Raw genomic sequence first — 22,902 nt, 5'->3', positions numbered from 1 at the left:
TTAAACTAACTGCCTTATTTTTACTGCCAGTATTGTATTAATCCCCATGAATAAAACCCACGTTATCGAACATCTTCGTTTTGCGCTAGAAGCGCAGCTTACAACAGCAAAAGTAGCGGCAAAAACCGCGCATGACACCGCCACACATGAAGAAAACATAGCCGAAAATAAATACGATACCTTAGGGCTTGAAGCCGCTTATTTAGCACAAGGCCAAGCCCAGCGCGTAAACGATTGCTATAAAAGCATAGAATTGTTTGAGCCTGCTTTTAACGAAAAACCAACCGACAAAATAGCTATAGGTTCGCTGGTATGTTTAGAAGATGATAACGCAGCGCAAAAATGGTTTTATTTAGGCCCAGCCGCTGGTGGTTTAACGGTAAATGTTAAACAGCACGCAATTGCTGTTGTAACACCCGGCGCACCAATGGGTAAGCAGTTACTAAATAAACAGATTGATGATGAAATTACGTTAACAATTGCAGGTAAAGCCCACGAATATGTGGTGGTAGAGATTTTATAAAGCTTTGGTTTTTTTAGAGAACACCATCTGACAAAGCTATGCCAACGTAATAATCGCTTATTTATATTCATAAATTAATTGTCGGATGGCATAGCTTTGCCATTTATCCAACCTACAGCTATGTTTTGATACCTAACATAGTGAATATGTAATATTTAAATGTAGGTCGGGTAAGCGAAGTGCCATCCGACAAAGATAATTTTGTCTCATAACATTATTAAAAGTCGTTTTGGTGCAAAACAACAGAGCCCATTTTATTACATGGGTAATCATCTGTTTACATTAAAGTTATTTAGTGGAATTATTGGGCTAAGTAATACACGTCGTTTGGGGGTATAGCTCCCACAGTTGTGTTCAAGCTGTTATGTATATTAGCAATATTTGTCACAACTAATTTGGAGATATTTTTGTCTTTATTTAAATTCAGAGAAGTGAATACTAATAATCTTTCTGCTTTAGCTAATAATCAGCTCTGGTTCTCAAGCTTAAATGATTTTAATGATCCTTTTGAAGGTGCCCATATTAAAGACCACCATATAAATATTGATGAACTTACAAACTTTGAATGCAAAATCAAAGATGAAGTTGGTGTTGAAGAATATAATAAAATTCTCTCAGAGTTAGAGTTGGTCGATGGGAAATATGCTCAAACAGAGCTTTTTAAAAAATTTGCAGAGCATGATTTAGATAAATTTATAAGTATTGTTCATAATTCCAAAGTCATTTGTTTCTCAATGGAAGATGAAACTAAAAATCCTCTGACAAATAACCTAATGTGGTCACATTATGCCAATGGGCTTAGAGGGTTCTGTTTAGTTTTTAATGGCGATGAATTATTAAAAGACCTTTTTAAGTCAACAAAGGAGTCTATGAGACCCATTATTGTTGAGTATAAAGATAAACCCAACATACTAAAATTAAATGAGTTTATACATTCCGAAGGTCTTTATAGTAATTCAGATATCAATTTTGTTCAAAAGGTCACAGAAACAATAGCCACTAAATCAACTGATTGGGAATATGAAAAAGAATTTAGAGTCATGTCATTGAACCAAGAATCTTTTCATAATTACTCACCCAGTTCATTAAAAGAAATAGTTATTGGTGACAAAATGCCTGAAGCGGAAAGGAATCTACTTTTAAAAATTGTGTCTGGGCTTTGTAAAAATATATTAATTAAAACGGCTCGTTTGCAAAATAACAGCTATAAAATCGAAATTGTTTAGTATCAAAATATTCATAATCGGGTAGCCAGAGCTCTCTAACCTAAAGCCCCACATCACCCATCCTAATTACCAACACGATAAACTATTACCTTTGTTCATAAATCTATTGTCGGATAGCATGGCTTCGCCATTTATCCGACCTACTAGTTAGCCTTTTTTACAAACTTTGCTGTTACCATCATTTCGCCAATGCCATCTACTTTACAATCTAGCTCGTGATCTTTTTTATCAAGCACTCTTCTAACTACCGCTTTGGTGCCAATTTTAATTACTTGCGAGCTGCCTTTAATTTTTAAATCTTTGGCTACTGTCACTTTGTCACCATCATTTAGCAAAGTGCCATTGGCATCTTTAACTAAAATTGCGTGTTCATCGCTTGTATTATTAGGGTTCCACTCATGGGCGCACTCGGGGCAAACAAGCAGTTGTTGGTCCTCGTAAACATATTCACATTGGCATTTTGGGCAAGCAGGCAGCGACATTTTTAACTCTCATAAGGTATTGTTTTGCGTATTTTAATCTGCGTTATTAGTTAATCAATATTTTTCATCTTCACGCTAAAAATATCTCGTTTGTGCGTTTTTAAAAAAGGGCATATAAAGCACATGTCGCTTAAGCAATTTAAGCGCTAACTCGTACAGTAGGTACCTGTTAAAGCACCCATCATATTAAGTGATTCGCGCAATGCCCACTTAGTACGATGGGTGTTTCTATTTATAATGCTTAGTATTTTACTAAGCATGCTTTTTATATTTTGACTTAACTAGGAAAAGTCGTGTTTAAAACCTTAATTGTGGTTGATAACAACGAGCAAACGCTTGCTCAATCGTTCGAAAATGTAATTACGTTTAATACCTACTTACGTGATTACCCAAAACATAACGAACCAAAAACACGCATTATTAATCTGTGCGACTCAAGCCAATACTTGAGCAAAGGTTACTATTGCTCATTACTTGCAGAGGCGCGCAAGCACCAAGTTTTACCCAGTGTAAAAACCATTAATGCTCTTCGTAGTGGCCAAGCTCCTATGTTAAATGTGGGCCAAATAGATGGCACACTTTACTTTGGTAATGCCCAAAACGATTTACAATCAAAAGCGGCAAAGTCGGTATTTAAACAATACCCAGCGCCTATTTTATTTGTTGATGAACAAGGATTATTGCAACAAGGGTCTTTGTCGTCTTTAAGCGAGCAGCAGTACAGCGAATTTGTAGCCAAGCTAGATAACTTTACTAAAACGCAGTGGCGTATTAGTTCTGTGCAACGTCGTTTTAGATGGGACATGGCAATACTTGTTGATCATAACGAAAAAGTACCACCGAGTGACAAAGACGCCATTGCACGTTTTATTAAAGCAGCGGCTAAACACGGTATTTATGCACAAGCATTAAGCTTTGACGAAATTGATAACATTGCCCAGTTTGATGCGTTATTTATTCGCCAAACTACAGCGATTGACCACCCAACCTATCGCCTTGCAAGCAAAGCGCAAAGCCTGGGTTTAGTGGTTATTGATGATGCTGAGTCTATTTTGCGTTGTTGTAATAAGGTGTATTTACACGATGCATTTAATTATCAAAAAGTGCCAAGTTTAAAAACGGTTGTAGTGGCTGATCAAGCAAATGAAACGCTTGAGCAATTAGAAGAAGCGTTTACATATCCACTTGTTTTAAAAATGCCTGAAGGGTCGTTCTCCAAAGGTGTGTTTAAAGTTTCAAACCGTGATGAGCTTGCCGCTAAGCTTACAGAGCTGTTTGAATATAGCGCATTAGTGCTTGCACAAGAGTACATGTATACCGAATACGATTGGAGAGTAGGTGTGTTAAACGGCCGTGCAATTTATGCATGCCGCTATTTAATGGCGCGTAACCATTGGCAAATTTATAACCACGATGCTAAACGTTTTTTCTCTGGTGGCTTTGAAACTCTGCCAACCTTTGAGTTACCAAAAGCGGTATTAGATGCAGCATTAAAAGCATGTAAAACAGTGGGTAGGGGGTTATATGGCGTAGATGTTAAAGAGCATCAAGGCAAAGCATATGTACTTGAAGTAAACGACAACCCAAGTATTGATCACAAGGTAGAAGACGGCTATTTAGGCGACGAGCTATACATGATCATTATGGATGAGTTTAAACAACGCTTAGAAGCACGAGGCCGTGGGTAATAACATGAGCAACCTTGTTATTCGAAAGGCGCTTAGCAGTGATTTAAATGCACTGATTGACGTTGAAAATGCTTGCTTTAATAACGATAAATTAAGCCCGCGTAGTTTAAAGCGCTGGCTTAGTGTAAAACACGGCATTTTACTCGTTGCCCAAAATGGCGAGCAAGTATGTGGGTATGGATTAGTGTGGTGCCATAAAGGGACTCGTTTAGCGCGTTTATATTCGCTTGCTGTTTTACCCACAATGCAAGGTAAGGGGATTGCAAAAGCACTGCTTACTAGCCTTGAAAAAGAAACGTGTGAGCGTGGGCGTATTTACCTTCGTTTAGAGGTGGCTGTAAATAACGAAGGTGCGATAGGGCTTTATAAAATCTTGGGTTACAGAGTGTTTGGTCAATATAGCGATTATTACGATGACCACAGTGACGCACTACGAATGCAAAAAAATATTCGACAAACAAGTGAGTTAAAAGTGGCGCGTTTAACGCCGTGGTATCAGCAAACTACCGAATTTACGTGCGGACCTGCTGCGCTATTAATGGCAATGGGGGCACTTGAGCCAACAACTGAGCTTAGCCAATCACATGAGCTGGCACTTTGGCGTGAAGGTACCACCATTTTTATGACATCGGGTCATGGTGGTTGCCATCCATTTGGTTTGGCACTTGCCGCTCATAAGCGTGGTTTTAAAAGCGAGGTAATGGTTAATACCACAGAGCCTTTGTTTTTAGATGGCGTACGTAACGAAAACAAAAAAGTGGTACTTGCCACCGTGCATCAGCAATTTGTAGATGGTATTGCACAGGCAAATATACCGCTTACGTATAAAGATGTAGAGCTTGAACATATTGAGCAGTGGTTGAGTAAAGGTTTTAGTGTGCTGTTATTAATTAGTACATACAGTTTTGATGGTAAAAAATCGCCACACTGGGTGTGTGTTACGCACCTTGATGAGCACTGCGTGTATGTTCACGACCCATTTTGTGAGCCCGGCAGTGATAAACAGCTCGCAATAGATTGCCAATATGTACCTATTGCACGAAGTGATTTTAGTAAAATGTCAGCGTTTGGTAGCCAACGTTTAAGAACGGCGGTGGCTATAGCTAATAAAATATAAGGTTAACAGTGACTTTTTTAGATTTAATTGATGTAGCCCCGTATTCGTGGGCAGCTATTGGTACTGCGGCTTTTTGCGGTGCTATTATTGGTATAGAGCGCCAGTTGCGCGGCAAACCTGTAGGCATTCGTACATCAGCCCTAATAACGCTGGGCACGTATTTGTTTTTATCCACTGCGTTTAATTTACAAGGGGATGTAATAGATCATTCTCGTGTAGTGGGGCAAATAATTACAGGTATTGGCTTTTTAGGGGCAGGCGTTATGCTCGCAAAAGATGGTGCGGTAGTTGGCGTAACCTCTGCTGCAACCATTTGGGTGCTTGCATCAATAGGCGTGATGATAGCGACCGAAAACCTTGGGGCTGCAATAAAACTCTCGGTGTTGGTGGTCGGTATTTTATACGGTGTAGACGTACTTGAGGCTAAATTTAAAAGCTTAAGCAAAGGCGTACACACTAAAGTAAAAAACTATCAAAAGCGCTATTATCGAAAAGAATTTAACGAATCAGAACGCCACTAAAAGTGGCGTTTATTAATTATAGCGTAATTGTTTGATATTGGATGGCATCTTCAATAGGAGCTGGGCGCCCAATAAAATAGCCTTGTACGTTATCAACGCCTAGTTTTCTTAGTGTGTTTAATTCATCTTGATTTTCTATACCCTCAGCTACAATTGAGCAATTAATAGCTTTGGCAAATCCGCATAGTGCTTTAGCTAATAAAAACTTTCTACGGTCTGTGTTTATATTTTGAGTGAGGCTTATATCTAACTTAATGATATCTGCCTCTAATTCTAAAATATGTTGAAAAGACGAATAGCCAGCTCCAACATCATCTATAGCTAATCTTACGCCTTTGCTTCTTAATGGTTGAAGTGCAGTTCGCATCGCTTGGTAGTCTAAAATAGGTGAATGTTCAGTCACTTCTAAAATTATTCTATTACAATCGATGCTTTGTAATACTTTGTCTATTGAGCCTGATAAAATATGCTGAGGTGAAGTATTTATAGTGATATAAGCTTTTTCATCAAATTGATCTAAGCAATGTAATGTATTTTGTATAGCAAGTATTTCTAATGTTTCTCCTAAACCCAGTTTTTCAGCATCTTTAAACCAAATATCAGGTGTTTTATAGGGTTCAATAAAAAAGCGTGACAGAGATTCATAACCCGAAAGTTGGTTGGTTGATAAATTAAATATGGGCTGAAAATAAATCGTAATATCGTTTGTTTTTATAATATTTTCAATAAGCGACTTTGACTCGTTATTTAAAACGTCAGACTGAACTTTTTTTTCGATTAACTCAGTAGCTATTTCAGAAATGAGCCTAAGAAATGACAAATCTTTGTCGTTCAGGGCATTGTCTAATACGGTTTTATAACAGCAAAAAGTTCCATAAACTTTTCCGGTGGATAAAATAATGGGTACACCAATATAAGAGCCAATATTTAGCTTTTCTGTGACTGGCATGTTGCGGGTTATTGGGTGCTCAAGAGTATTAGGGATTATTTGTTCTAGCTCGTTATCGGATATTTTTTTACAGTAAGTTTCGCAAATTGGATCTGAATTACCTACTGATACGCATGTATTTGTAGTTTGGTTATCTACCACTTTAAAAACGCGATCAGTATTGGTGAATTCTGAAATAAACGCGACTTCCATACTCAAATGTTTTCGTACAAGTGAAAGTAACTTTAATAACTTTGATTCAATAGAAGCATCGCTTTGTGGATCAAAAAGGTGCTTACTAAGTTTATCTCTCATGCAGTTACCTTGGTATGGCGTAAATTATATTATTGATAAGAGTATAATTTATGTATAAAAAAATGCCAATTTAGAGTGCCGTCGCTGGTTAGCCAAATAACTTTCTCCTAACTACTTTTCTGTAGCCACTGGGTGTTTGGCTTAATACTTTTTTGAACACGCGGGTTAAATGCCCTTGGTCGTTATATCCTACTTCTAAAGCCACTTCTTGAATTGATAAATTTGATGATGCTAATAACTCTTTCGCACCTTCTACGCGTAATTGTTGCCAATACTCAATAGGGCTTTGATTAGTGGCGGCTCTAAAACGGCGGGTAAAAGTACGATAGCTTAAGCTAAATTGAGCTGCGACTTCTTGCAGGTTTAACTCGGTGGCTAAATTTGTTTTTAGCCAAAACTGAATTTGCGCAATTAGCTCATCGGGGTGGCGGTCTACTGCACCTTCTAAGTAGCGTTGATCTTCATAGGGTTTGCGTATTTCGTGCGAAAAATTACGCTCTACATGCTGCGCGGCGGCTTTTGTGTAGTACTGGCTGATAATATGTACGATCACATCTGCAAGGGCATTAAGGCTTGCTACGGTATACATGCGCTCTGATTGGGTTATAAAAAAGTCGGGCTTTAAGCGCACCTGCGGGTAGTCATGGCTAAATTGTTTGGCGTAATGCCAATGGGTGGTAGCAGGGTGGCCATCAAGTAAGCCAGCCTCTGCTAATAAACAGTTGCCAGTACCGACACCAATTATATGGCTGCCTGCGCTAAAGCTTTCGCTCAGCCAATCAACTATTTCTTGATTTGTTCGCACCACTGGGCGTGGGTTCCGCCAAATACCCGGCACTATAATCAAATCGCTGTAAGGCGCGTTAGTTGTTATGCAATCAGGATTTATAGCAAGGCCTGCACGGGTGGGTATAGATTCAGCACTTTTAGCCACTAAATTTATAGCAAGTGGCCTAAAGCTTTGCTTATCAAGATGCCCTTTAGCAAAGGCCTCGCCGGCTCTTAGCATTTCTATAGGCAGCGTTAAACTAGTCACTAATAAATGCGGATATACCGCTATAGCAATGTTTAAAGGTGGATTAGTGTGTTTATCAGTCATATAAATGCTCCGACCAGTACCTTTTGGCCTTTTGTGCTTGATATTTGGCTATTAAAGCACAATGTGTGGTGCATAATCCATTTAAACTGCCTCTTCTCCTTATAACACGTTTCTAAAAGGTAAATTATGACAGCATTACCCGTTATAGTAGGCATGGGTGGCATTAACGCCGCTGGCCGTACTTCTTTTCATCAAGGTTATCGCCGTATCGTGTTAGATAGTTTAAATGCTCAAGATCGCAGTGAAACATTTTTAGGCCTCGCCACACTGATGAATCTAGTAAGCGTTGTAAACGGCCAATTACAAGATACACAAGGTAATAATGTTGAGCAAAGCGACATAGAAGCACGCTTTGGTGAGCAAATTATTGCTGGTACTCTTATTCGTAAAATTGAAAAAGAACACTTTGATGCCGATGCCACACCGTGGCAGCAAAAAATGACACTGAGCGCATCAAGCGATAACGCAATTGTGTTTGAAACGCGTGCTCGCGACTTACCTGCACCTGTTCCAGCTAGCTGGCAGGTTGAAGAGCTTGAAGGCAAAAAAGTTAAAGTAACTATTGCAGCCGACTTAGACGTAAAGCACGACTCAACACGCGATAACCCAATTAAATCTGCTGGGCAATTTCCGACTGGGTTTGATCCATCAGTTATGTATAACAGCCGCTATCAGCCTCGTGGTTTGCAAGCCACTATTTTTGCAGCTACAGATGCGATTAAATCAACAGGGCTTGATTGGCAGCATATTATGAATAGCGTAGAGCCAGATAAAATTGGTACCTATTCAGCATCGGTAATTGGCCAAATGGACGACAAAGGCCTAGGTGGTTTAGTAAAAGCGCGCCAACAAGGCGACCGTGTTAGCACTAAGCAGTTAGCACTGGGCTTAAATACAATGTCTACCGATTTTATTAATGCCTATGTTACGGGCAATGTAGGGACTACGTTTTCGACCTCGGGCGCATGTGCAACGTTTTTATATAATTTACGTGCAGCGGTTAATGACATACAAGCAGGGCGTACACGCGTTGCGGTTGTCGCAAGTGTTGAGTGTGCTATTACACCAGAAGTTGTAGAAGGCTTTGGTAACATGAGCGCACTTGCAAACGTTGAAGGTTTGCGCCGTTTAGATAACTTATCAAATGATGAAGAACCTGATTACCGTAATAGCAGTCGCCCATTTGGAGATAACTGTGGCTTTACATTAGGTGAAGGCGCGCAAGTTGCTATTTTAATGGATGATGCTTTAGCCCTTGAGTTGGGCGCTGATATTATGGGCAGCGTACCGGATGTGTTTGTAAATGCAGATGGCGTTAAAAAGTCGATTACATCACCTGGACCTGGTAACTATATTACAATGGCAAAATCAGCCGCACTTGCTAGCAGCTTATTAGGTAAAGAAGCACTGCAAGAACGTAGCTTTATTTTAGCGCATGGCTCAAGTACACCGCAAAACCGTGTAACAGAGTCTTTGATTTATCATAAAGTAGCGCAAACGTTTGCTATTGATAACTGGAAAGTAACAGCGCCAAAAGCGTATGTTGGCCATACTATTGCACCTGCAAGTGGTGACCAGTTAGCGATTGCGTTAGGCATATTTAGTCATAATATTATGCCAGGTATTACCACAATTGATAAAGTGGCTGATGATGTTTATAGCGACCATCTTGATATTCGTAATAGCCATTACGAATGCGCTGATATGGATATTGCTTTTATAAATTCAAAAGGCTTTGGCGGAAACAATGCAACAGCGACTGTACTTTCACCAAAAGTAACAATGCAAATGCTTGCTAAGCGCCATGGCGATGATGTTATGACTAGTTACACACAGAAAAATAGTGTGGTTAGCGCTTCGCAGAAAACGTATCAAACGCAAGCAGATTTAGGCCAGTACGAGCTTATTTATCGCTTTGGCAACGGACTTATTGACGACAACGACATTGTAATAGACGAGCAAAGTATTCAGTTACCAGGCTTTGAAAAAGCAATTACGTTTAGCACAACAAACTCCTATCAAGATATGTTTTAAGCACACATACTTGTTAGCAAGGCGCTTTTTAAGCGCCTTTTTTAATGTCTATTATTTTGTGCTAATTTGTATAAACGCTATATATATTTAGCAATTAAGGTATGTTTGTGGCTTCGCTCCCAAACAATGTATCGCTTAGCGAGTAGGGTTGTTAGCCCTATTACAACGGCTATAAATAAAAGCGTTGCTGTGTAACTCATGCCATAACCTTCAGGCAAACCAACGAGAGTATCTGCGTAGGTCATATCGCTAAAATTAAAGCCAAGAATAGGTATAAGTAACCAAGCAATAGCATGTAATAAATACAAATGCACAAGGTATGAAAACATACTTGTTTTACCCAGTACTTGTAAAAAGTTATGCGAAAAATCGGTTTTTAAACCACTTAATGCCTTTAAAGAAATAAGTCCAAGGCCAACTGTAAGTAACATGAACTGAAGCGAAAGCGGATACTTTGTTGGGTTCAGAAACGACATAACAGTGAGCAATGAGCTTGTATGTATAGCAAACTGTGACATATCACCGTATAAGTTAAATCCACGTAAAACGCCATAAAGCGCAAGGCAAGTAACCCCTAATAACAATGCGTGATTCATCACTTTTTTACTGTATTGTTGCGCTTTGTAATAAACACCAGCGCAATATGCCAATGCCATTAAGCCAACAATGGGGGCAACTGGGTAGGTTGTTCTAATTTGAAAATCAAATGGGAGATCAAGTACATTTTTTTGATGTGCAATGGACCAAGCAGTATGTGCAAATGTATTGGGCTCAAAGCTTGTTCCATCAAATAAATTATGCCCAAACACGAGTAATAACCCTGCTACAAAAATGGCATAAATGCCCAGGAAACGCAGCAGTCCTAAAATAACAAAGCCCCAGCCGATAGCCCAAATAACTTGTGCGTATAGCATTGGGTATAATGGGTTAAAGCTCCAAGACCACGAAACAATAGTAAATTCAAACAAAATTAGCACTAAACCACGAATAATCAAGCTTTGTGAAAATGCTTTAGTGGATACATATTTATACTCTGTTATAGCCGCAGATAGACCTGCTAAGAATACGAAGAGTGGTGCGCAAAAGTGAGAAACAAAACGCGTAAAAAAGGTAACGGGATCAGTCCCTGGAATGGTCATCGGATCGGTAACTGAGTAATTAAGGCAATAATACATACCATGGTCAATAACCATAAATATAATTATAATGCCCCGTAATATATCAATATGATGTAAGCGGTTATCGGTTGAAGGTAGCGACATAAGACAGCTATATAGAGTGATTTAAAACTGTATTTATTATATGTTATATTGTATCAAATTGAAATCGTGTATTTATATTTTGTCAGTGATTATACACACGTAGTACGACCAATATTTGCTCGCATTACTTGTAATAATACTGCTAATTATCACTTAAACTTTTTTACATACCTTAGCGTTATAAAATTAATAATGGCAAGCAAAATGGCTATTTCGTAACGGCTATAGGCTACAGCTATACCAATTAAGCCCATATTCCAAATACTGGCTGCGGTTGCTGTACCGGAGGTTGATTTGTTATTTTTCAAAATTGCGCCACCGCCAATAAAACCAATGCCAGTAATGATGCCTTGCAACATTTTAGATTGAGCTTCTGCGCCATCTAAAACCGACATAGCTATTAATGCATACCCACACGATGCAACAGCAACAAGAGGAAAGGTACGAAGGCCTGCACCATCATGGCTACGCTCTCTGTCGTAAGCCATAGGTAGCGCAAGTAGGTATGCAATACCTAAATGTATTAAGTTATCGATGATTTCATTCCACTGTAAATCAATTTCCATTATTGAGCCTATGCGGGTTAATTTTGTTAATAATAAGCAAGCAGCGGGCCATTGCATAAATAACTAATAATCAATGGTTTATTGTAGGAAGCTGAGTTAAATAAAAATTATTGAGGAAACTTTTACATGTTTTTATTACTATTTTACGCGATAGTTAATTTGATCTGAGTTTTAAAGCCCCGTATTCATTTATCATATCTAAAAGACACCTATGTGAACCTTTTGCCTTTAAATAAAAAATTAAGTACACCCACTAAGCATGAAAAAACAGCGTTACTATTTTGCGCTGGGTTATCTGTTTTTGCTTTTTTATTTCCTGAATTTCTCACAGAACACTTACAACCTACCATTAATAAAATTTTAGGTTATTTAGGATCACCATTTTTTATATTGCAGCTGGTGGGTGTTACAAGAAAGTTTATAAATGATTTTAGGTAGTAATACTTACATTTTTTTACAGAGTTACAATAAAAAACGTATACAATTTAGGTAATATTTTGTTTAGGATGAATGATGAAAACAATTATTGTACTTTTGTTTTTTTATTGCCTTTCTGGCTGTACAGTTGCGGGCGCTATTATTGATGGGCAAGCACAATCTCAGGCGCGTAATGATAAAAATAGTATTAGCCCGGCGCAGTCAACACCTTATAAAAACCCACTAGAGCCAGTACCTACAGATAAAAACGGATTTAACTTTACTGATATGGGATTAAAGATAGATTCAGCTCTTGTTAGCCTAGTTAAAGGGGAAAGCACTACTACGCAAGTATGTAGGCAGGTCACTAAAAGTCTAAAAGAGTGTGTAGAGGTAGAAAAGTCATCTCTACACACTAATGAATCTAAGCAGTTAAAAACTGATGATGAAATAATAAGTGTTGGTCAATAAAGCTGCTTATAAAAAAGTAGCTATGATCGTAGCCTGCTTGCATTTCAAGTGTAAGCGGGTAGCCTTTTTTATCTGCAATAGCGACTAAGTTTTCTGGCTTAAGTTGCTCTTGTAAAAAACCATCGGCATCACCTTGACTCACTAACATAGGTAAGTAATTAGCTTGCTCTGCGTTTTTCATCAGCTCGCAGCTGTCGTATTGCTTCCAAAGCGCTTTATCATTTCCTAAATAACCAGTAAATGCTTTTACACCCCAAGGACATTCAATCGGATTTACAATAGGGCTAAAAGCCGAGGCACTTACAAACGCAGTCGGGTTTTTAAGTGCAACCATTAATGCACCGTGTCCGCCCATAGAGTGACCGCTAATTGCTTTTGTGCTTGTTATTGGAAAATGTTGTTCAATCAATGCTGGTAATTCACTAACAACATAATCGTACATATTAAAATGGGTGTTGTAAGGAGCTTGCGTGGCATTTACGTAAAAGCCTGCACCTTGCGCAAAGTCGTAGCTGTCTTCATTAGGGACGTTTTCGCCACGCGGGCTGGTGTCAGGCGCTACAATAGCAATACCCAGCTCTGCTGCTTTTTTAAATGCACCGGCTTTTTGCATAAAATTTTCGTCGGTACAGGTTAATCCCGATAACCAATAAAGTACCGGTACTTTATTTGCTTCACTTGCGCCAGGTGGTAAAAATACGGCAAAGCGCATAGTGCAATGTGTACTTTGCGAGCTGTGAGTATATTGCTTATGCCAACCGCCAGACACTTTTACACTTGAGGTATTTTCTAACATACTTAATCCTTAAAAGCCGTAAACTTAAAAGTATTACGGCTTATTATTTAACGTGCTTAGCTGTTATCAGTAATGAATGACTGTACGAATACTTTTGCCTTCGTGCATTAAATCAAACGCTTCGTTAATTTCTTCAAGGCTCATTGTGTGAGTAATAAAGTCGCTAAGAGCAAATTCACCTGCCATGTAACGCTCAACAATTTCAGGAAGTTGTGAACGGCCTTTAACGCCACCAAATGCACTACCACGCCATACACGCCCAGTTACCAGCTGAAACGGACGGGTTGATATTTCTTGGCCTGCACCTGCCACACCAATAATTACCGACTCACCCCAACCTTTGTGGCAACACTCAAGCGCTGAGCGCATAACGTCAACATTACCAATACATTCAAACGAGTAGTCAACGCCGCCATCTGTCATTTCAACAATAACTTCTTGAATTGGCTTGTCGAAATCTTTTGGATTAATTAAATCAGTTGCACCTAGTTTTGTAGCTAAATCGAATTTAGTGGTGTTTATATCAACACCAATAATACGACCTGCACCAGCCATTTTTGCGCCAATAATCGCAGACAAACCAATACCGCCTAAGCCGAATATAGCAACAGTGTCGCCAGGCTTTACTTTAGCTGTGTTGGTAACTGCGCCCATGCCTGTTGTTACACCACAGCCTAGTAAGCAAATCTCTTCTAGTGATGCTTCTTTATTTACTTTAGCAAGTGAGATTTCTGGCAATACAGTGTACTCAGAGAACGTTGATGTCCCCATGTAGTGATAAATTGGTTGGCCATCTTTAAAAAAGCGTGTAGTGCCGTCTGGCATTAGGCCTTTACCTTGTGTTTCGCGCACGGCTGAACACAGGTTAGTTTTACCTGAAGTACACATTTTACATACGCCACATTCTGCAGTGTATAAAGGAATAACATGATCCCCAACTTCAACACTCGTTACGCCTTCGCCAACTGCATAGACAACACCAGCGCCTTCGTGACCTAAAATAGCAGGAAATATGCCTTCAGGATCTTGGCCCGATAATGTAAATGCATCGGTGTGACATACACCTGTAGCGGTAATTTTTACCATTACTTCGCCTTTTTTAGGCATCATCACATCAACTTCTTCAACACTAAGTGGTTGATTAGGACCCCAAGCAATCGCCGCTTTTGATTTAATAAATTCAGACATGTGTTTTATTTCCTTTAACTGGCTATTAAAAAATAATTGTAGACCCAATTTGCTTGGGTGATGTGCTTATTTTATTTGTTTCTCAAATAATGATAATCTCAATTTTATTAAAACACTTTTACAGTATGGTAATAATGGCGCGTTGGGATGGAATTGATGAGTTTATAGCGGTTGGTGAAGAGGGCAGCTTTACTGCTGCTGCAAAAATGCTTGGGCTTTCGGTTGCGCATATTAGCCGCCATGTAACAGCGCTTGAGCAACGTTTAAATACCCAGCTTTTAACCCGTACTACTCGTAAAGTGGTTTTAACTAAAGAAGGCGAAGTGTATTTACATCAAATAAAGCACTTACAACACGCTATGGACGAGGCAACTCAAGGTCTTGCTCAACAACAAAGTACACCTAAAGGTAAAATAAAGCTCACAGCACCCGTTATGTACGGAGAGAGTTTTATTATGCCCATAGTGCATAATTTTATGAAGGATCATCCTGAGGTCGAAGTTGTTGCCACACTAAGTAACGAGCAAGAAAACTTATTAGAGGGCGGATTTGATTTAGCCATAAGGTTAGGGCATTTAAAAGATTCGAGCTTAAAAGCGCGTAGGTTAAGTGCGCGGCGTTTTATTATGTGCGCGGCACCACAGTATTTAGCGCGATTTGGTGAGCCGCATACTTTAGGCGAGCTAAACAGCCATGAATGTTTAATTGGGAATAGTAGTTATTGGCGCGTAAACGAAAATGGGCGCGATAAACACATTAAAATAGCGGGGCGGCTACAGTGTAATAGTGGTTGGGCGCTGGTGGATGGCGCAAAAAAGGGGCTTGGTATTGTACAGCTCCCAGACTACTACATTGAAAACGAAATTAACTCAGGGCAATTGGTGCCTATTTTAACACCCTATCAACCACAGCAAGAAGGGGTATGGGGCGTATATCCACCAAGGCAGTTTGTGGCCACTAATGTACGGGTATTGCTCGATTATTTAGTTAAAGGGCTGAAAGCTTAACAGCGAATTAATGGTTAAGCATGTATTGCTGTAAATATAGCCAAGTATCAGATTTTTAAATTATTTCTTACATTTTACGCCATACCCAAAGGCACTTTTTTCGTGCTACTATTGCTCAATACTTTTACGATAAGTGTTAAAAATAATATGTTTCAACCGGTTAGCTTATTTATAGGGCTTAGATATAGTCGCTCATCTAAAGGAAATGCGTTTATATCGTTTATTTCGTTTTTTTCTATTGCCGGTATCGCTATTGGTTTAATGGCATTATTTACGGTAAGCAGTGTAATGAACGGGTTTGAAAATAGCCTCAAAACCAATATGCTCGGACTTATTCCGCATGTTGAAGTTAGCGCAGGTAAACACACTGCCACCCAAATGAATACCCTTAAAACCGACCTCGAACAATCTCCTTATGTTGATCATGTAAGCTTATATCGCCACGGCGAAGCTATTTTGCAAACAAATAAAGACTTGCACGGCGTTTTACTACAAGGCCTTTATAACGATAGTGGTTCTTTGTATAAAATTACCGATAAAATAGTGCAAGGCGATTGGAAAACTGTATTAAACAAAAATTACAACATTGCTATAAGTCGTTATTTGAGTCGTAAATTAGGCGTTAGCGTGGGTGATAAGCTTCGCGTTATTATGCCTAATGCTTCAACGTATACACCTCTTGGGCGAGTACCCAGCCAGCGTTTATTTAAAGTTGCCGCAATATACGAAACCGGATCTGAGATAGATATGGCACTTGCGTTTACAAGTGGCGCTTCACTACAACGGGTATTAAAGCTGGATAAAAACACTGCCCCAAATTTAAGTGTTTCATTGCACGAACCTTTCGAACTAGATGAGTTTATTGAAGCAAGCCAGCGTATTTTACAAGATCATAATTATAGTGATTGGCGCAGTACCCAAGGTACTCTATTTGCAGCCGTTGCTATGGAAAAGCGCATTATGTCTATGTTGCTTGCCCTCATTGTATTGGTGGCTGTATTTAATATTGTATCGGCATTAACCATGATGGTAAGCGAAAAACAAGGTGAAGTGGCTATACTACAAACGTTAGGTTTAACACCTTCGCAAGTGCAAAAAGTGTTTATGGTGCAAGGCTTATATAACGGCGTAATTGGTACCGCAATAGGCGCATTTTTAGGTGTAATATTTAGTTTATATATAAATGAGCTACTTGCATTAGTGGGCTTAAACTTATTGGCGGGTATAGAGCTTCCGGTAAAATTTGATATTTTGAGTTTAGTAATAATAGCGTTTGCCAGTATTGCTATGAGCTTTTTAGCTACCTTATATCCTGCGCGTAAAGCCGCAAAAGTAAAACCAGCAGAGGTATTACGTTATGAATGATTTAGTAATTAGTTGTGAAAATTTAAGTAAAGTTTATCAAGATGGCAGCAACCAAGTTGAAGTATTAAAAGGCGTTGATTTAGCGCTGCAGCAAGGTGAAATGCTCGCTATTGTGGGGAGTTCTGGCTCTGGTAAAAGTACGCTTTTACACATACTTGGCACATTAGATACCGCAAGCTCAGGTAGCGCTAAAATTAGAAACCAAGAAGTTGCAAAACTTTCGCGAACAGAGCAAGCCGCATTTAGAAACCAAAACTTGGGCTTTATCTATCAATTTCATCATTTATTAATGGAGTTTAGCGCAGTTGAAAACGTAGCTATGCCATTATTAATTAAAGGCTTGAGTGCAAAAGAAGCCAAAGCTAAAGCGCTCGATATGCTCGAAAAAGTAGGCCTTGCACATCGCAGCTCACATAAACCGTCTGCGCTTTCTGGTGGAGAGCGCCAACGCGTGGCTATTGCCCGTGCACTGGTTACAAAACCTGCTCTTGTGCTTGCTGATGAACCAACCGGTAATTTAGATAAACAAAATGCGATTAAAATTTACGATTTAATTAATGAGCTTAACCAAAGCTTAAACACCAGTTTTGTGGTAGTTACACACGATTTAGAACTTGCCGATAAGCTAGGCAAAATAGCTTATTTAGACGATGGAAAACTAGCTATTAAAGAGTCGCAGCATGTTGCTTAGTGCATTTTTAAGTAAACGTTTTAGAGCCTATTCAGGCCACAAAGATGAAAAAAACGGCTTTGTTAGTTTTATCGCTAAAGCGTCGACTATTGGTATTTTATTAGGTGTCGCGGTTTTAATTGTGGCGCTGTCGGTAATTAATGGTTTTGAGCAGCAACTAGTACATAGATTGCTAAGTGTTGTGCCGCAGGTTGAATATGTAGCACCAAGTAGACCCATTGCAAATTGGTCGCAAAAGGTTGAGGATTTACAAACACAACCTCACGTAACAGGGGCTGCGCCATTTATTGCCGTTAACGGAATGGCGCAATATACAAGCCAGCTAAAAGCGATAGAAATTCGAGGTGTTGAGCCATCGCTCGAGAGTAATGTATCGGCGGTAAACCAGTTTACCAGTGGTAAATTAGTGAGTCAGTTAGGCCTTGACGATGTAATTTTAGGTAAGCAAATAGTAAAACAGTTAGACGCCAAAGTAGGCGATAACATTACATTACTTATTCCGCAAATTAGTCAAAAAGGTCAATCATTATTAGCGCCTAAACGCGTAACACTTAACCTTGCAGGTGTTATAGAAATGGGCGGACCGATTGATAGTACCGCTGCATTTATACATCTTAACAAAGCACAGCAAACATTGGGTTACGATGAAACCCAAGTAACAGGGCTGCGTTTAAGTGTTGATGATGTGTTTTCGGCGCACCAAATAGCGCTAAAAGTAGGGCAAACTATTGACGACTACGTGTATGTTTCCAGTTGGTTTAGAACCCAAGGTAGCCTTTATCAAGATATTCAAATGGTGCGTACCATTGTTTATATTGTGGTGTTTTTAATTATAGCGGTAGCCAGTTTTAATATTGTATCGTCCTTAGTGATGGAAGTACGCGAAAAACAAGGCAATATCGCGATTTTAAAAACCATGGGCGCGAAAGACAGTACTATTTTAGCCACCTTTGTAATGCAAGGCTTAATGCAAGCATTTGTAGGCGTGGCACTAGGAACACTAATTGGTGTGGTATTAGCGCTTAATATAAGTGAGCTTTTTACGTGGATAAGCCAATTATTTGGAGCCAATCCACTTGAGGGCGTTTATTTTATAGAGTTTTTACCAAGTAAATTAGTACTTGAAGACATTGGTATTACAGTGATTGTTACGTTTGTGCTTGCGATACTTGCTACCATTTATCCTGCATGGCAAGCAACACGCGTAGATCCTGCCAAGGTGCTTGGTAACTAGGTATAAGAAGCTCAGATAAAAATTAATAGGGTGGTATTAGTAAACCTGTTAAACTAGGTGCTTATTTAAAATTAAGCAATAACTGCTTGGTTGCTATACCTCACTTTGGGATTTACTTTGACTAATAACGATATTTTACGCCGCATTCGCTACACTTTTAACTTAACTGATACTGCTATGGTCAATGTTTTTGCATCAGCAGAGCATACGGTCACCAAAGAGCAAGTAATTGCATGGTTAACTAAAGAAGGTGAAGAGGCTTTTACCCCAATAAGTGATACTGAGTTTGCTAGCTTTTTAAATGGGTTTATTAATACCCAACGTGGCAAACGCGAAGGTGAGCAACCAGAGCCAGAGAAAAAGCTAAACAACAATATTATCTTTATGAAGCTACGTATTGCTTTAAACATGAAAGCAGAAGATGTTATAGCAACACTTGCACTTGTTGATTTTGATTTAAGTAAGCATGAGTTAAGCGCATTTTCTCGTAAAGTAGATAACAAACATTACCGTGTTTGTAACGATCAAATATTACGCATGTTTTTAACCGGCGTACAAAAGCAGCATCGTCCAGAAGAGTCTGCTGAGTAACTGGTTTTAGCTAATTAGCTTTTAGTTAGTGGGTTTTTTGCGAGCGCAATGCAGTATAAAACCCATTAATTGTTATATTTTCAAACAAACCCATACCTAACCTAATACTTCTAAAACTCCCTTTGAAAATATAAAAATTCGCTTGGCACTGTTCTAATTTTAAATCTGTGAATTTAAATTCATCTTTAATAAATAAAAATCAAACTTCCAATCAAAAATAATTCACGCAGCTGGCGTTAAATATCTCAATTTTTCATGCTAAGGTAATAGTTAATTATATTAAATTAAGACCTTAAAGCATGAATCATAAACTTGATCACGTTTACTTTAACATCTGATAAATACTTTTATTATTAACACGGAAGAATAATTATGAATTATATCCATAGCACAATCGCACAATTAAAAAATAGTAGTCCTGCACAATGCGAGTTTTATCAAGCTGTTGAAGAAGTACTTGAATCACTCGAACCTATCTTAGAAAACTCAGAACAATACAAAAAAAATGCCATTATACAACGCTTAGTTGAGCCTGAACGCCAAATTATGTTTAGAGTTCCTTGGGTTGATGATGAAGGCAATATTCAGGTCAATAAAGGCTACAGAATTGAGTTTAACTCTGCACTTGGCCCCTATAAAGGTGGCTTACGTTTTCACCCAAGTGTGAATGCCAGCATCATTAAATTTTTAGGGTTTGAGCAAATTTTTAAAAATGCTTTAACAGGTTTACCAATAGGTGGTGGTAAAGGCGGGGCAAACTTTGATCCAAAAGGTCGCTCAGATGCTGAAATAATGCGTTTCTGCCAATCATTTATGAGCGAGCTCTATCGCCATATTGGCCCTACAACCGACGTACCCGCTGGAGACATTGGAGTAGGGGCAAGAGAAATAGGTTACTTGTTTGGCCAATATAAACGTTTAACTGGTCGCTATGAAGGGGTATTAACAGGTAAAAGCTTGTTATGGGGCGGATCGCTAGTACGCAAAGAAGCCACGGGATACGGCGCTGTTTATTTTGCTGACTACATGCTGCAAGCGCGCGGCGATAGCCTACAAGGTAAGCGCTGCTTGGTTTCGGGCGCAGGTAATGTTGCTATTTATGCCATGGAAAAGCTTTATCAAATGGGGGCAACACCAGTAAGTTGCAGCGACTCTCGTGGCACTGTGTATCATGAGTCGGGTATAGATTTAAATCTTATTAAATATTTAAAAGAGCAATCGCGTGATTGCTTGAGCATATATAAACAAACTCACCCCGATGCTATTTATATTCCTGTAAATGACTACCCTAAAGATGGGCACGCTGTTTGGCGCTTTAATGCTGCCGCTGCTTTTCCGTGCGCCACACAAAATGAATTAACACAGGCAGACGCTAACGCATTATTATCCGGCGGTTGTTTATTAGTAAGTGAAGGTGCAAACATGCCTTCAACAAAAGAAGCTATTGATTGCTTTATTGCTGCAAAAATTGCGTATGGGCCAAGTAAGGCCGCCAATGCTGGCGGCGTTGCGACAAGCCAATTAGAAATGGCGCAAAATGCGAGTATGCAAAGTTGGACCTTTGGAGAAGTTGACGAAAAGCTAAAACAAATTATGAAAAATATATTTGTTACCGCCAACGACACAGCTACAGAATTTGGTGAGCCTGGAAACCTTTTATTAGGCGCTAATATTGCTGGTTTTAGGCGCGTTGCAGATGCAATGATTGAGCAGGGCGTCGTTTAATATTAAAGCTGAACAATAAGGCTTTACTATAATGTGATTTTAAAACTAGCCATAAAATTGAGTATATTATGGTTAGTTTTAAATATTAACGCCATTAGTGAACTATAACCCTATAAAGCTGGGCTATAACAGCGTAGGATCAAGTTACTTTCGAATGAAAATTAGGTTTGCACTTTAGGTGCATTAACATATAAAAAATTATGCAACTAACTGCAAAACCATCACTTCCTAATGCGTTACTTATTTCTATTAGCACACCACAATTTAAAGGCGACGAAGCAACAGAATCGCTTGCAGAGCTTGCTCGTTTGGTAACTACGTTAGGCTTTAAAGTAGTAGGTACACAATCGCAAAAGCAAAGTTCTACCCAAAAAGTTAATGTACTGGGCTCAGGAAAACTAGCTGAAATAGCACACCTTACCGGCAATAAAGGGATGGTTGAAAACGAGCAAGAAGATGATTTACTTGATGAAGACCCTTTAACCGAAATATCGTCAGAAATTCCGTCAAACAATTTAGATTTTGCATGTGCCGATGTAGTGGTATTTGACTGTGATTTAACGCCTTCTCAACTACGTAATGTTGAGAACCAGCTGGGTGTAGAAGTATTTGATCGCACCGGTATTATCATTGAAATATTTAGCCGTCATGCGCGTACTAAAACAGCAAAATTACAAGTTGAAATTGCTCGCCTTAATTATGTAGCGCCACGGCTTCGTGAAACATCAACAGGTGATAAAGAACGCCAAATGGGTAAAGGTGCGGGTGAAACCACACTTGAGCTAAATCGCCGTAAGGTGCGCGATCAGTTAGCAGAATTAAAGCGCGAACTTGTTAGTGTTCAAGATGTAATGATGGACAGACGTACGCAGCGCTCTGAGCTATTCTCAGTGGCTTTAATTGGTTATACCAATGCGGGTAAGTCATCAATGATGCGCGCAATTACAGGTAGTGATGTAGAAGGCGAAAACAAACTTTTTGCAACGCTAGATACCACTGTTCGCGCGCTGTATCCGATTACCCAGCCTCGTATATTGGTTTCAGATACGGTTGGTTTTATTAAAAAATTACCTCATGATTTGGTTGCTTCATTTCATTCAACGCTCGCTGAGGCACATGATGCGTCGTTACTGTTATATGTTGTAGATGCTTCAGATCCTTCTTTTCGCTCACAACTTGAAGTAGTACATAAAGTACTGGCAGAAGTTGGGGTAGAAGGTAGCAAAAAATTATTAGTACTGAATAAGTCAGACCAATTAAGTACTGATCAACAGCAGTCGCTAATGGATGAGTTTCCTGATGCGATGATGACCTCTACACGTAATCCAGATGATATTAGTGAACTGCACAAATACATTATTGGTATTGCTCAAGAGGACATGATTGAAGAAGAGATTGTTATACCGTACACAGCTAAAGGTATTGTGGGCGAAATCCGATCGAGTATGAGTGTTGTTAAAGAAGAATATGAATACAGCCATATTAAATTAACAGTGCGCTCGAGTGCGATTGATTTAGAACGTTTAAAAAAGAGAATGTTGAATTTATAATAAATTCAGTACATAAAAAGCACAGCTAATTGGCTGTGCTTTTTAGTATTAGTCCTAACATACGTAAATTTAACGCTGCTAGCTCTGAACATAGCTCTGAGATAAA

Annotated in this window: 21 protein-coding genes; 14 read left to right on the top strand and 7 right to left on the bottom strand. The window is 39.1% G+C overall.

The features are described from left to right. Positions 1-46: 46 nt before the first annotated feature. A complete protein-coding gene (locus tag H5122_RS04225; RefSeq protein ID WP_007582643.1) occupies positions 47-523 on the top strand; it encodes a GreA/GreB family elongation factor in 477 nt (158 codons plus the stop codon). 407 nt (positions 524-930) lie between these two features. Next, positions 931-1,749, top strand: a complete 819-nt coding sequence (locus tag H5122_RS04220) for a DUF2971 domain-containing protein (RefSeq protein ID WP_182681365.1) — start codon at positions 931-933, stop codon at positions 1,747-1,749. Between the two features lie 143 nt (positions 1,750-1,892). Here H5122_RS04220 and H5122_RS04215 read toward each other — a convergent pair whose 3' ends face one another. Next, positions 1,893-2,231, bottom strand: a complete 339-nt coding sequence (locus H5122_RS04215; RefSeq protein WP_182681364.1) for a zinc ribbon domain-containing protein YjdM — start codon at positions 2,229-2,231, stop codon at positions 1,893-1,895. Positions 2,232-2,524: 293 nt separating this feature from the next. Between H5122_RS04215 and H5122_RS04210 the strand changes: the two genes are divergently transcribed. The 3 genes from H5122_RS04210 to H5122_RS04200 are packed head-to-tail and all read left to right on the top strand — an operon-like array spanning position 2,525 to position 5,557. Next, positions 2,525-3,919, top strand: a complete 1,395-nt coding sequence (locus H5122_RS04210) for a RimK family protein (RefSeq protein ID WP_182681363.1) — start codon at positions 2,525-2,527, stop codon at positions 3,917-3,919. A gap of 4 nt (positions 3,920-3,923) precedes the next feature. Next, positions 3,924-5,036: a GNAT family N-acetyltransferase/peptidase C39 family protein gene (locus H5122_RS04205; RefSeq protein WP_182681362.1), complete on the top strand. Its 1,113-nt coding sequence runs from the start codon at positions 3,924-3,926 to the stop codon at positions 5,034-5,036. Positions 5,037-5,044: 8 nt separating this feature from the next. Further along, positions 5,045-5,557 carry an MgtC/SapB family protein gene (locus H5122_RS04200; RefSeq protein ID WP_002960746.1) on the top strand — a complete coding sequence of 171 codons (513 nt, stop codon included), beginning with the start codon at positions 5,045-5,047 and terminating at the stop codon, positions 5,555-5,557. Between the two features lie 16 nt (positions 5,558-5,573). Here the strand turns inward: H5122_RS04200 and H5122_RS04195 are convergent, their stop codons facing one another. Together H5122_RS04195 and H5122_RS04190 are read right to left on the bottom strand one after the other, a co-directional pair. Then, a complete protein-coding gene (locus H5122_RS04195; RefSeq protein ID WP_182681361.1) occupies positions 5,574-6,800 on the bottom strand; it encodes an EAL domain-containing protein in 1,227 nt (408 codons plus the stop codon). An 88-nt stretch (positions 6,801-6,888) separates the two neighbouring features. Next, the gene (locus H5122_RS04190) at positions 6,889-7,899 is read right to left on the bottom strand and encodes a GlxA family transcriptional regulator (protein WP_138488986.1); all 1,011 of its coding nucleotides are present in this window, start codon (positions 7,897-7,899) and stop codon (positions 6,889-6,891) included. 126 nt (positions 7,900-8,025) lie between these two features. Between H5122_RS04190 and H5122_RS04185 the strand changes: the two genes are divergently transcribed. Then, complete coding sequence (locus H5122_RS04185) at positions 8,026-9,933, top strand: beta-ketoacyl synthase (protein WP_182681360.1); 1,908 nt, start codon at positions 8,026-8,028, stop codon at positions 9,931-9,933. Positions 9,934-10,010: 77 nt separating this feature from the next. Here the strand turns inward: H5122_RS04185 and H5122_RS04180 are convergent, their stop codons facing one another. Next, positions 10,011-11,195: a DUF1624 domain-containing protein gene (locus H5122_RS04180; RefSeq protein ID WP_182681359.1), complete on the bottom strand. Its 1,185-nt coding sequence runs from the start codon at positions 11,193-11,195 to the stop codon at positions 10,011-10,013. A gap of 149 nt (positions 11,196-11,344) precedes the next feature. Continuing rightward, positions 11,345-11,761, bottom strand: coding sequence for an MgtC/SapB family protein (locus H5122_RS04175; RefSeq protein ID WP_002960738.1), 417 nt, complete (start codon positions 11,759-11,761; stop codon positions 11,345-11,347). A 513-nt stretch (positions 11,762-12,274) separates the two neighbouring features. Here H5122_RS04175 and H5122_RS04170 point away from each other — a divergent pair. Further along, a complete protein-coding gene (locus H5122_RS04170) occupies positions 12,275-12,649 on the top strand; it encodes a hypothetical protein (protein WP_008134020.1) in 375 nt (124 codons plus the stop codon). Here the strand turns inward: H5122_RS04170 and fghA are convergent. After that, positions 12,603-13,445, bottom strand: a complete 843-nt coding sequence (fghA, locus tag H5122_RS04165) for an S-formylglutathione hydrolase (protein ID WP_182681358.1) — start codon at positions 13,443-13,445, stop codon at positions 12,603-12,605. The genes H5122_RS04170 and fghA overlap by 47 nt on opposite strands. A 66-nt stretch (positions 13,446-13,511) precedes the next feature. Next, on the bottom strand, positions 13,512-14,633 hold the full coding sequence (locus H5122_RS04160) for an S-(hydroxymethyl)glutathione dehydrogenase/class III alcohol dehydrogenase (protein WP_149602775.1): 1,122 nt from the start codon (positions 14,631-14,633) through the stop codon (positions 13,512-13,514). Positions 14,634-14,767: 134 nt separating this feature from the next. Between H5122_RS04160 and H5122_RS04155 the strand changes: the two genes are divergently transcribed. The 7 genes from H5122_RS04155 (at position 14,768) to hflX (ending at position 22,796) form a co-directional block, all read left to right on the top strand. After that, on the top strand, positions 14,768-15,640 hold the full coding sequence (locus H5122_RS04155) for a LysR family transcriptional regulator (protein WP_182681357.1): 873 nt from the start codon (positions 14,768-14,770) through the stop codon (positions 15,638-15,640). A gap of 147 nt (positions 15,641-15,787) precedes the next feature. Next, the gene (locus H5122_RS04150) at positions 15,788-17,005 is read left to right on the top strand and encodes a lipoprotein-releasing ABC transporter permease subunit (protein ID WP_039490161.1); all 1,218 of its coding nucleotides are present in this window, start codon (positions 15,788-15,790) and stop codon (positions 17,003-17,005) included. Beyond that, positions 16,998-17,696 (top strand): lipoprotein-releasing ABC transporter ATP-binding protein LolD, encoded by a 699-nt coding sequence (lolD, locus tag H5122_RS04145; RefSeq protein ID WP_182681356.1) that lies wholly within the window; start codon positions 16,998-17,000, stop codon positions 17,694-17,696. The genes H5122_RS04150 and lolD overlap by 8 nt, the downstream gene beginning before the upstream one ends. Next, positions 17,686-18,930 (top strand): lipoprotein-releasing ABC transporter permease subunit, encoded by a 1,245-nt coding sequence (locus H5122_RS04140; protein WP_182674177.1) that lies wholly within the window; start codon positions 17,686-17,688, stop codon positions 18,928-18,930. The genes lolD and H5122_RS04140 overlap by 11 nt, the downstream gene beginning before the upstream one ends. A gap of 117 nt (positions 18,931-19,047) precedes the next feature. Further along, positions 19,048-19,521, top strand: a complete 474-nt coding sequence (locus H5122_RS04135; RefSeq protein WP_182681355.1) for a DUF1456 family protein — start codon at positions 19,048-19,050, stop codon at positions 19,519-19,521. A gap of 372 nt (positions 19,522-19,893) precedes the next feature. Beyond that, on the top strand, positions 19,894-21,246 hold the full coding sequence (gene gdhA / locus H5122_RS04130; RefSeq protein WP_182681354.1) for an NADP-specific glutamate dehydrogenase: 1,353 nt from the start codon (positions 19,894-19,896) through the stop codon (positions 21,244-21,246). Positions 21,247-21,446: 200 nt separating this feature from the next. After that, entirely contained in the window at positions 21,447-22,796 is a 1,350-nt protein-coding gene (gene hflX / locus H5122_RS04125; RefSeq protein ID WP_182681353.1) for a GTPase HflX, read from the top strand. Positions 22,797-22,902 lie beyond the last annotated feature (106 nt).

Source organism: Pseudoalteromonas sp. SG43-8, assembly GCF_014164245.1.
GTDB classification, from domain to species: Bacteria; Pseudomonadota; Gammaproteobacteria; order Enterobacterales; family Alteromonadaceae; genus Pseudoalteromonas; species Pseudoalteromonas distincta.
The sequence above is the reverse complement of the archived record's forward strand: the minus strand, read 5'-3'. Positions and strand labels throughout refer to the sequence as shown.

What these genes read in the sequence shown, in the direction of transcription:
- H5122_RS04225 (WP_007582643.1), top strand. Translation starts at nt 47, where the DNA reads ATGAATAAAACCCACGTTATCGAACATCTTCGTTTTGCGCTAGAAGCG.
- H5122_RS04215 (WP_182681364.1), bottom strand. Translation starts at nt 2,231, where the DNA reads ATGTCGCTGCCTGCTTGCCCAAAATGCCAATGTGAATATGTTTACGAG.
- H5122_RS04205 (WP_182681362.1), top strand. Translation starts at nt 3,924, where the DNA reads ATGAGCAACCTTGTTATTCGAAAGGCGCTTAGCAGTGATTTAAATGCA.
- H5122_RS04195 (WP_182681361.1), bottom strand. Translation starts at nt 6,800, where the DNA reads ATGAGAGATAAACTTAGTAAGCACCTTTTTGATCCACAAAGCGATGCT.
- H5122_RS04190 (WP_138488986.1), bottom strand. Translation starts at nt 7,899, where the DNA reads ATGACTGATAAACACACTAATCCACCTTTAAACATTGCTATAGCGGTA.
- H5122_RS04185 (WP_182681360.1), top strand. Translation starts at nt 8,026, where the DNA reads ATGACAGCATTACCCGTTATAGTAGGCATGGGTGGCATTAACGCCGCT.
- H5122_RS04180 (WP_182681359.1), bottom strand. Translation starts at nt 11,195, where the DNA reads ATGTCGCTACCTTCAACCGATAACCGCTTACATCATATTGATATATTA.
- H5122_RS04175 (WP_002960738.1), bottom strand. Translation starts at nt 11,761, where the DNA reads ATGGAAATTGATTTACAGTGGAATGAAATCATCGATAACTTAATACAT.
- H5122_RS04170 (WP_008134020.1), top strand. Translation starts at nt 12,275, where the DNA reads ATGAAAACAATTATTGTACTTTTGTTTTTTTATTGCCTTTCTGGCTGT.
- fghA (WP_182681358.1), bottom strand. Translation starts at nt 13,445, where the DNA reads ATGTTAGAAAATACCTCAAGTGTAAAAGTGTCTGGCGGTTGGCATAAG.
- H5122_RS04160 (WP_149602775.1), bottom strand. Translation starts at nt 14,633, where the DNA reads ATGTCTGAATTTATTAAATCAAAAGCGGCGATTGCTTGGGGTCCTAAT.
- H5122_RS04155 (WP_182681357.1), top strand. Translation starts at nt 14,768, where the DNA reads ATGGCGCGTTGGGATGGAATTGATGAGTTTATAGCGGTTGGTGAAGAG.
- H5122_RS04150 (WP_039490161.1), top strand. Translation starts at nt 15,788, where the DNA reads ATGTTTCAACCGGTTAGCTTATTTATAGGGCTTAGATATAGTCGCTCA.
- lolD (WP_182681356.1), top strand. Translation starts at nt 16,998, where the DNA reads ATGAATGATTTAGTAATTAGTTGTGAAAATTTAAGTAAAGTTTATCAA.
- H5122_RS04140 (WP_182674177.1), top strand. Translation starts at nt 17,686, where the DNA reads ATGTTGCTTAGTGCATTTTTAAGTAAACGTTTTAGAGCCTATTCAGGC.
- gdhA (WP_182681354.1), top strand. Translation starts at nt 19,894, where the DNA reads ATGAATTATATCCATAGCACAATCGCACAATTAAAAAATAGTAGTCCT.
- hflX (WP_182681353.1), top strand. Translation starts at nt 21,447, where the DNA reads ATGCAACTAACTGCAAAACCATCACTTCCTAATGCGTTACTTATTTCT.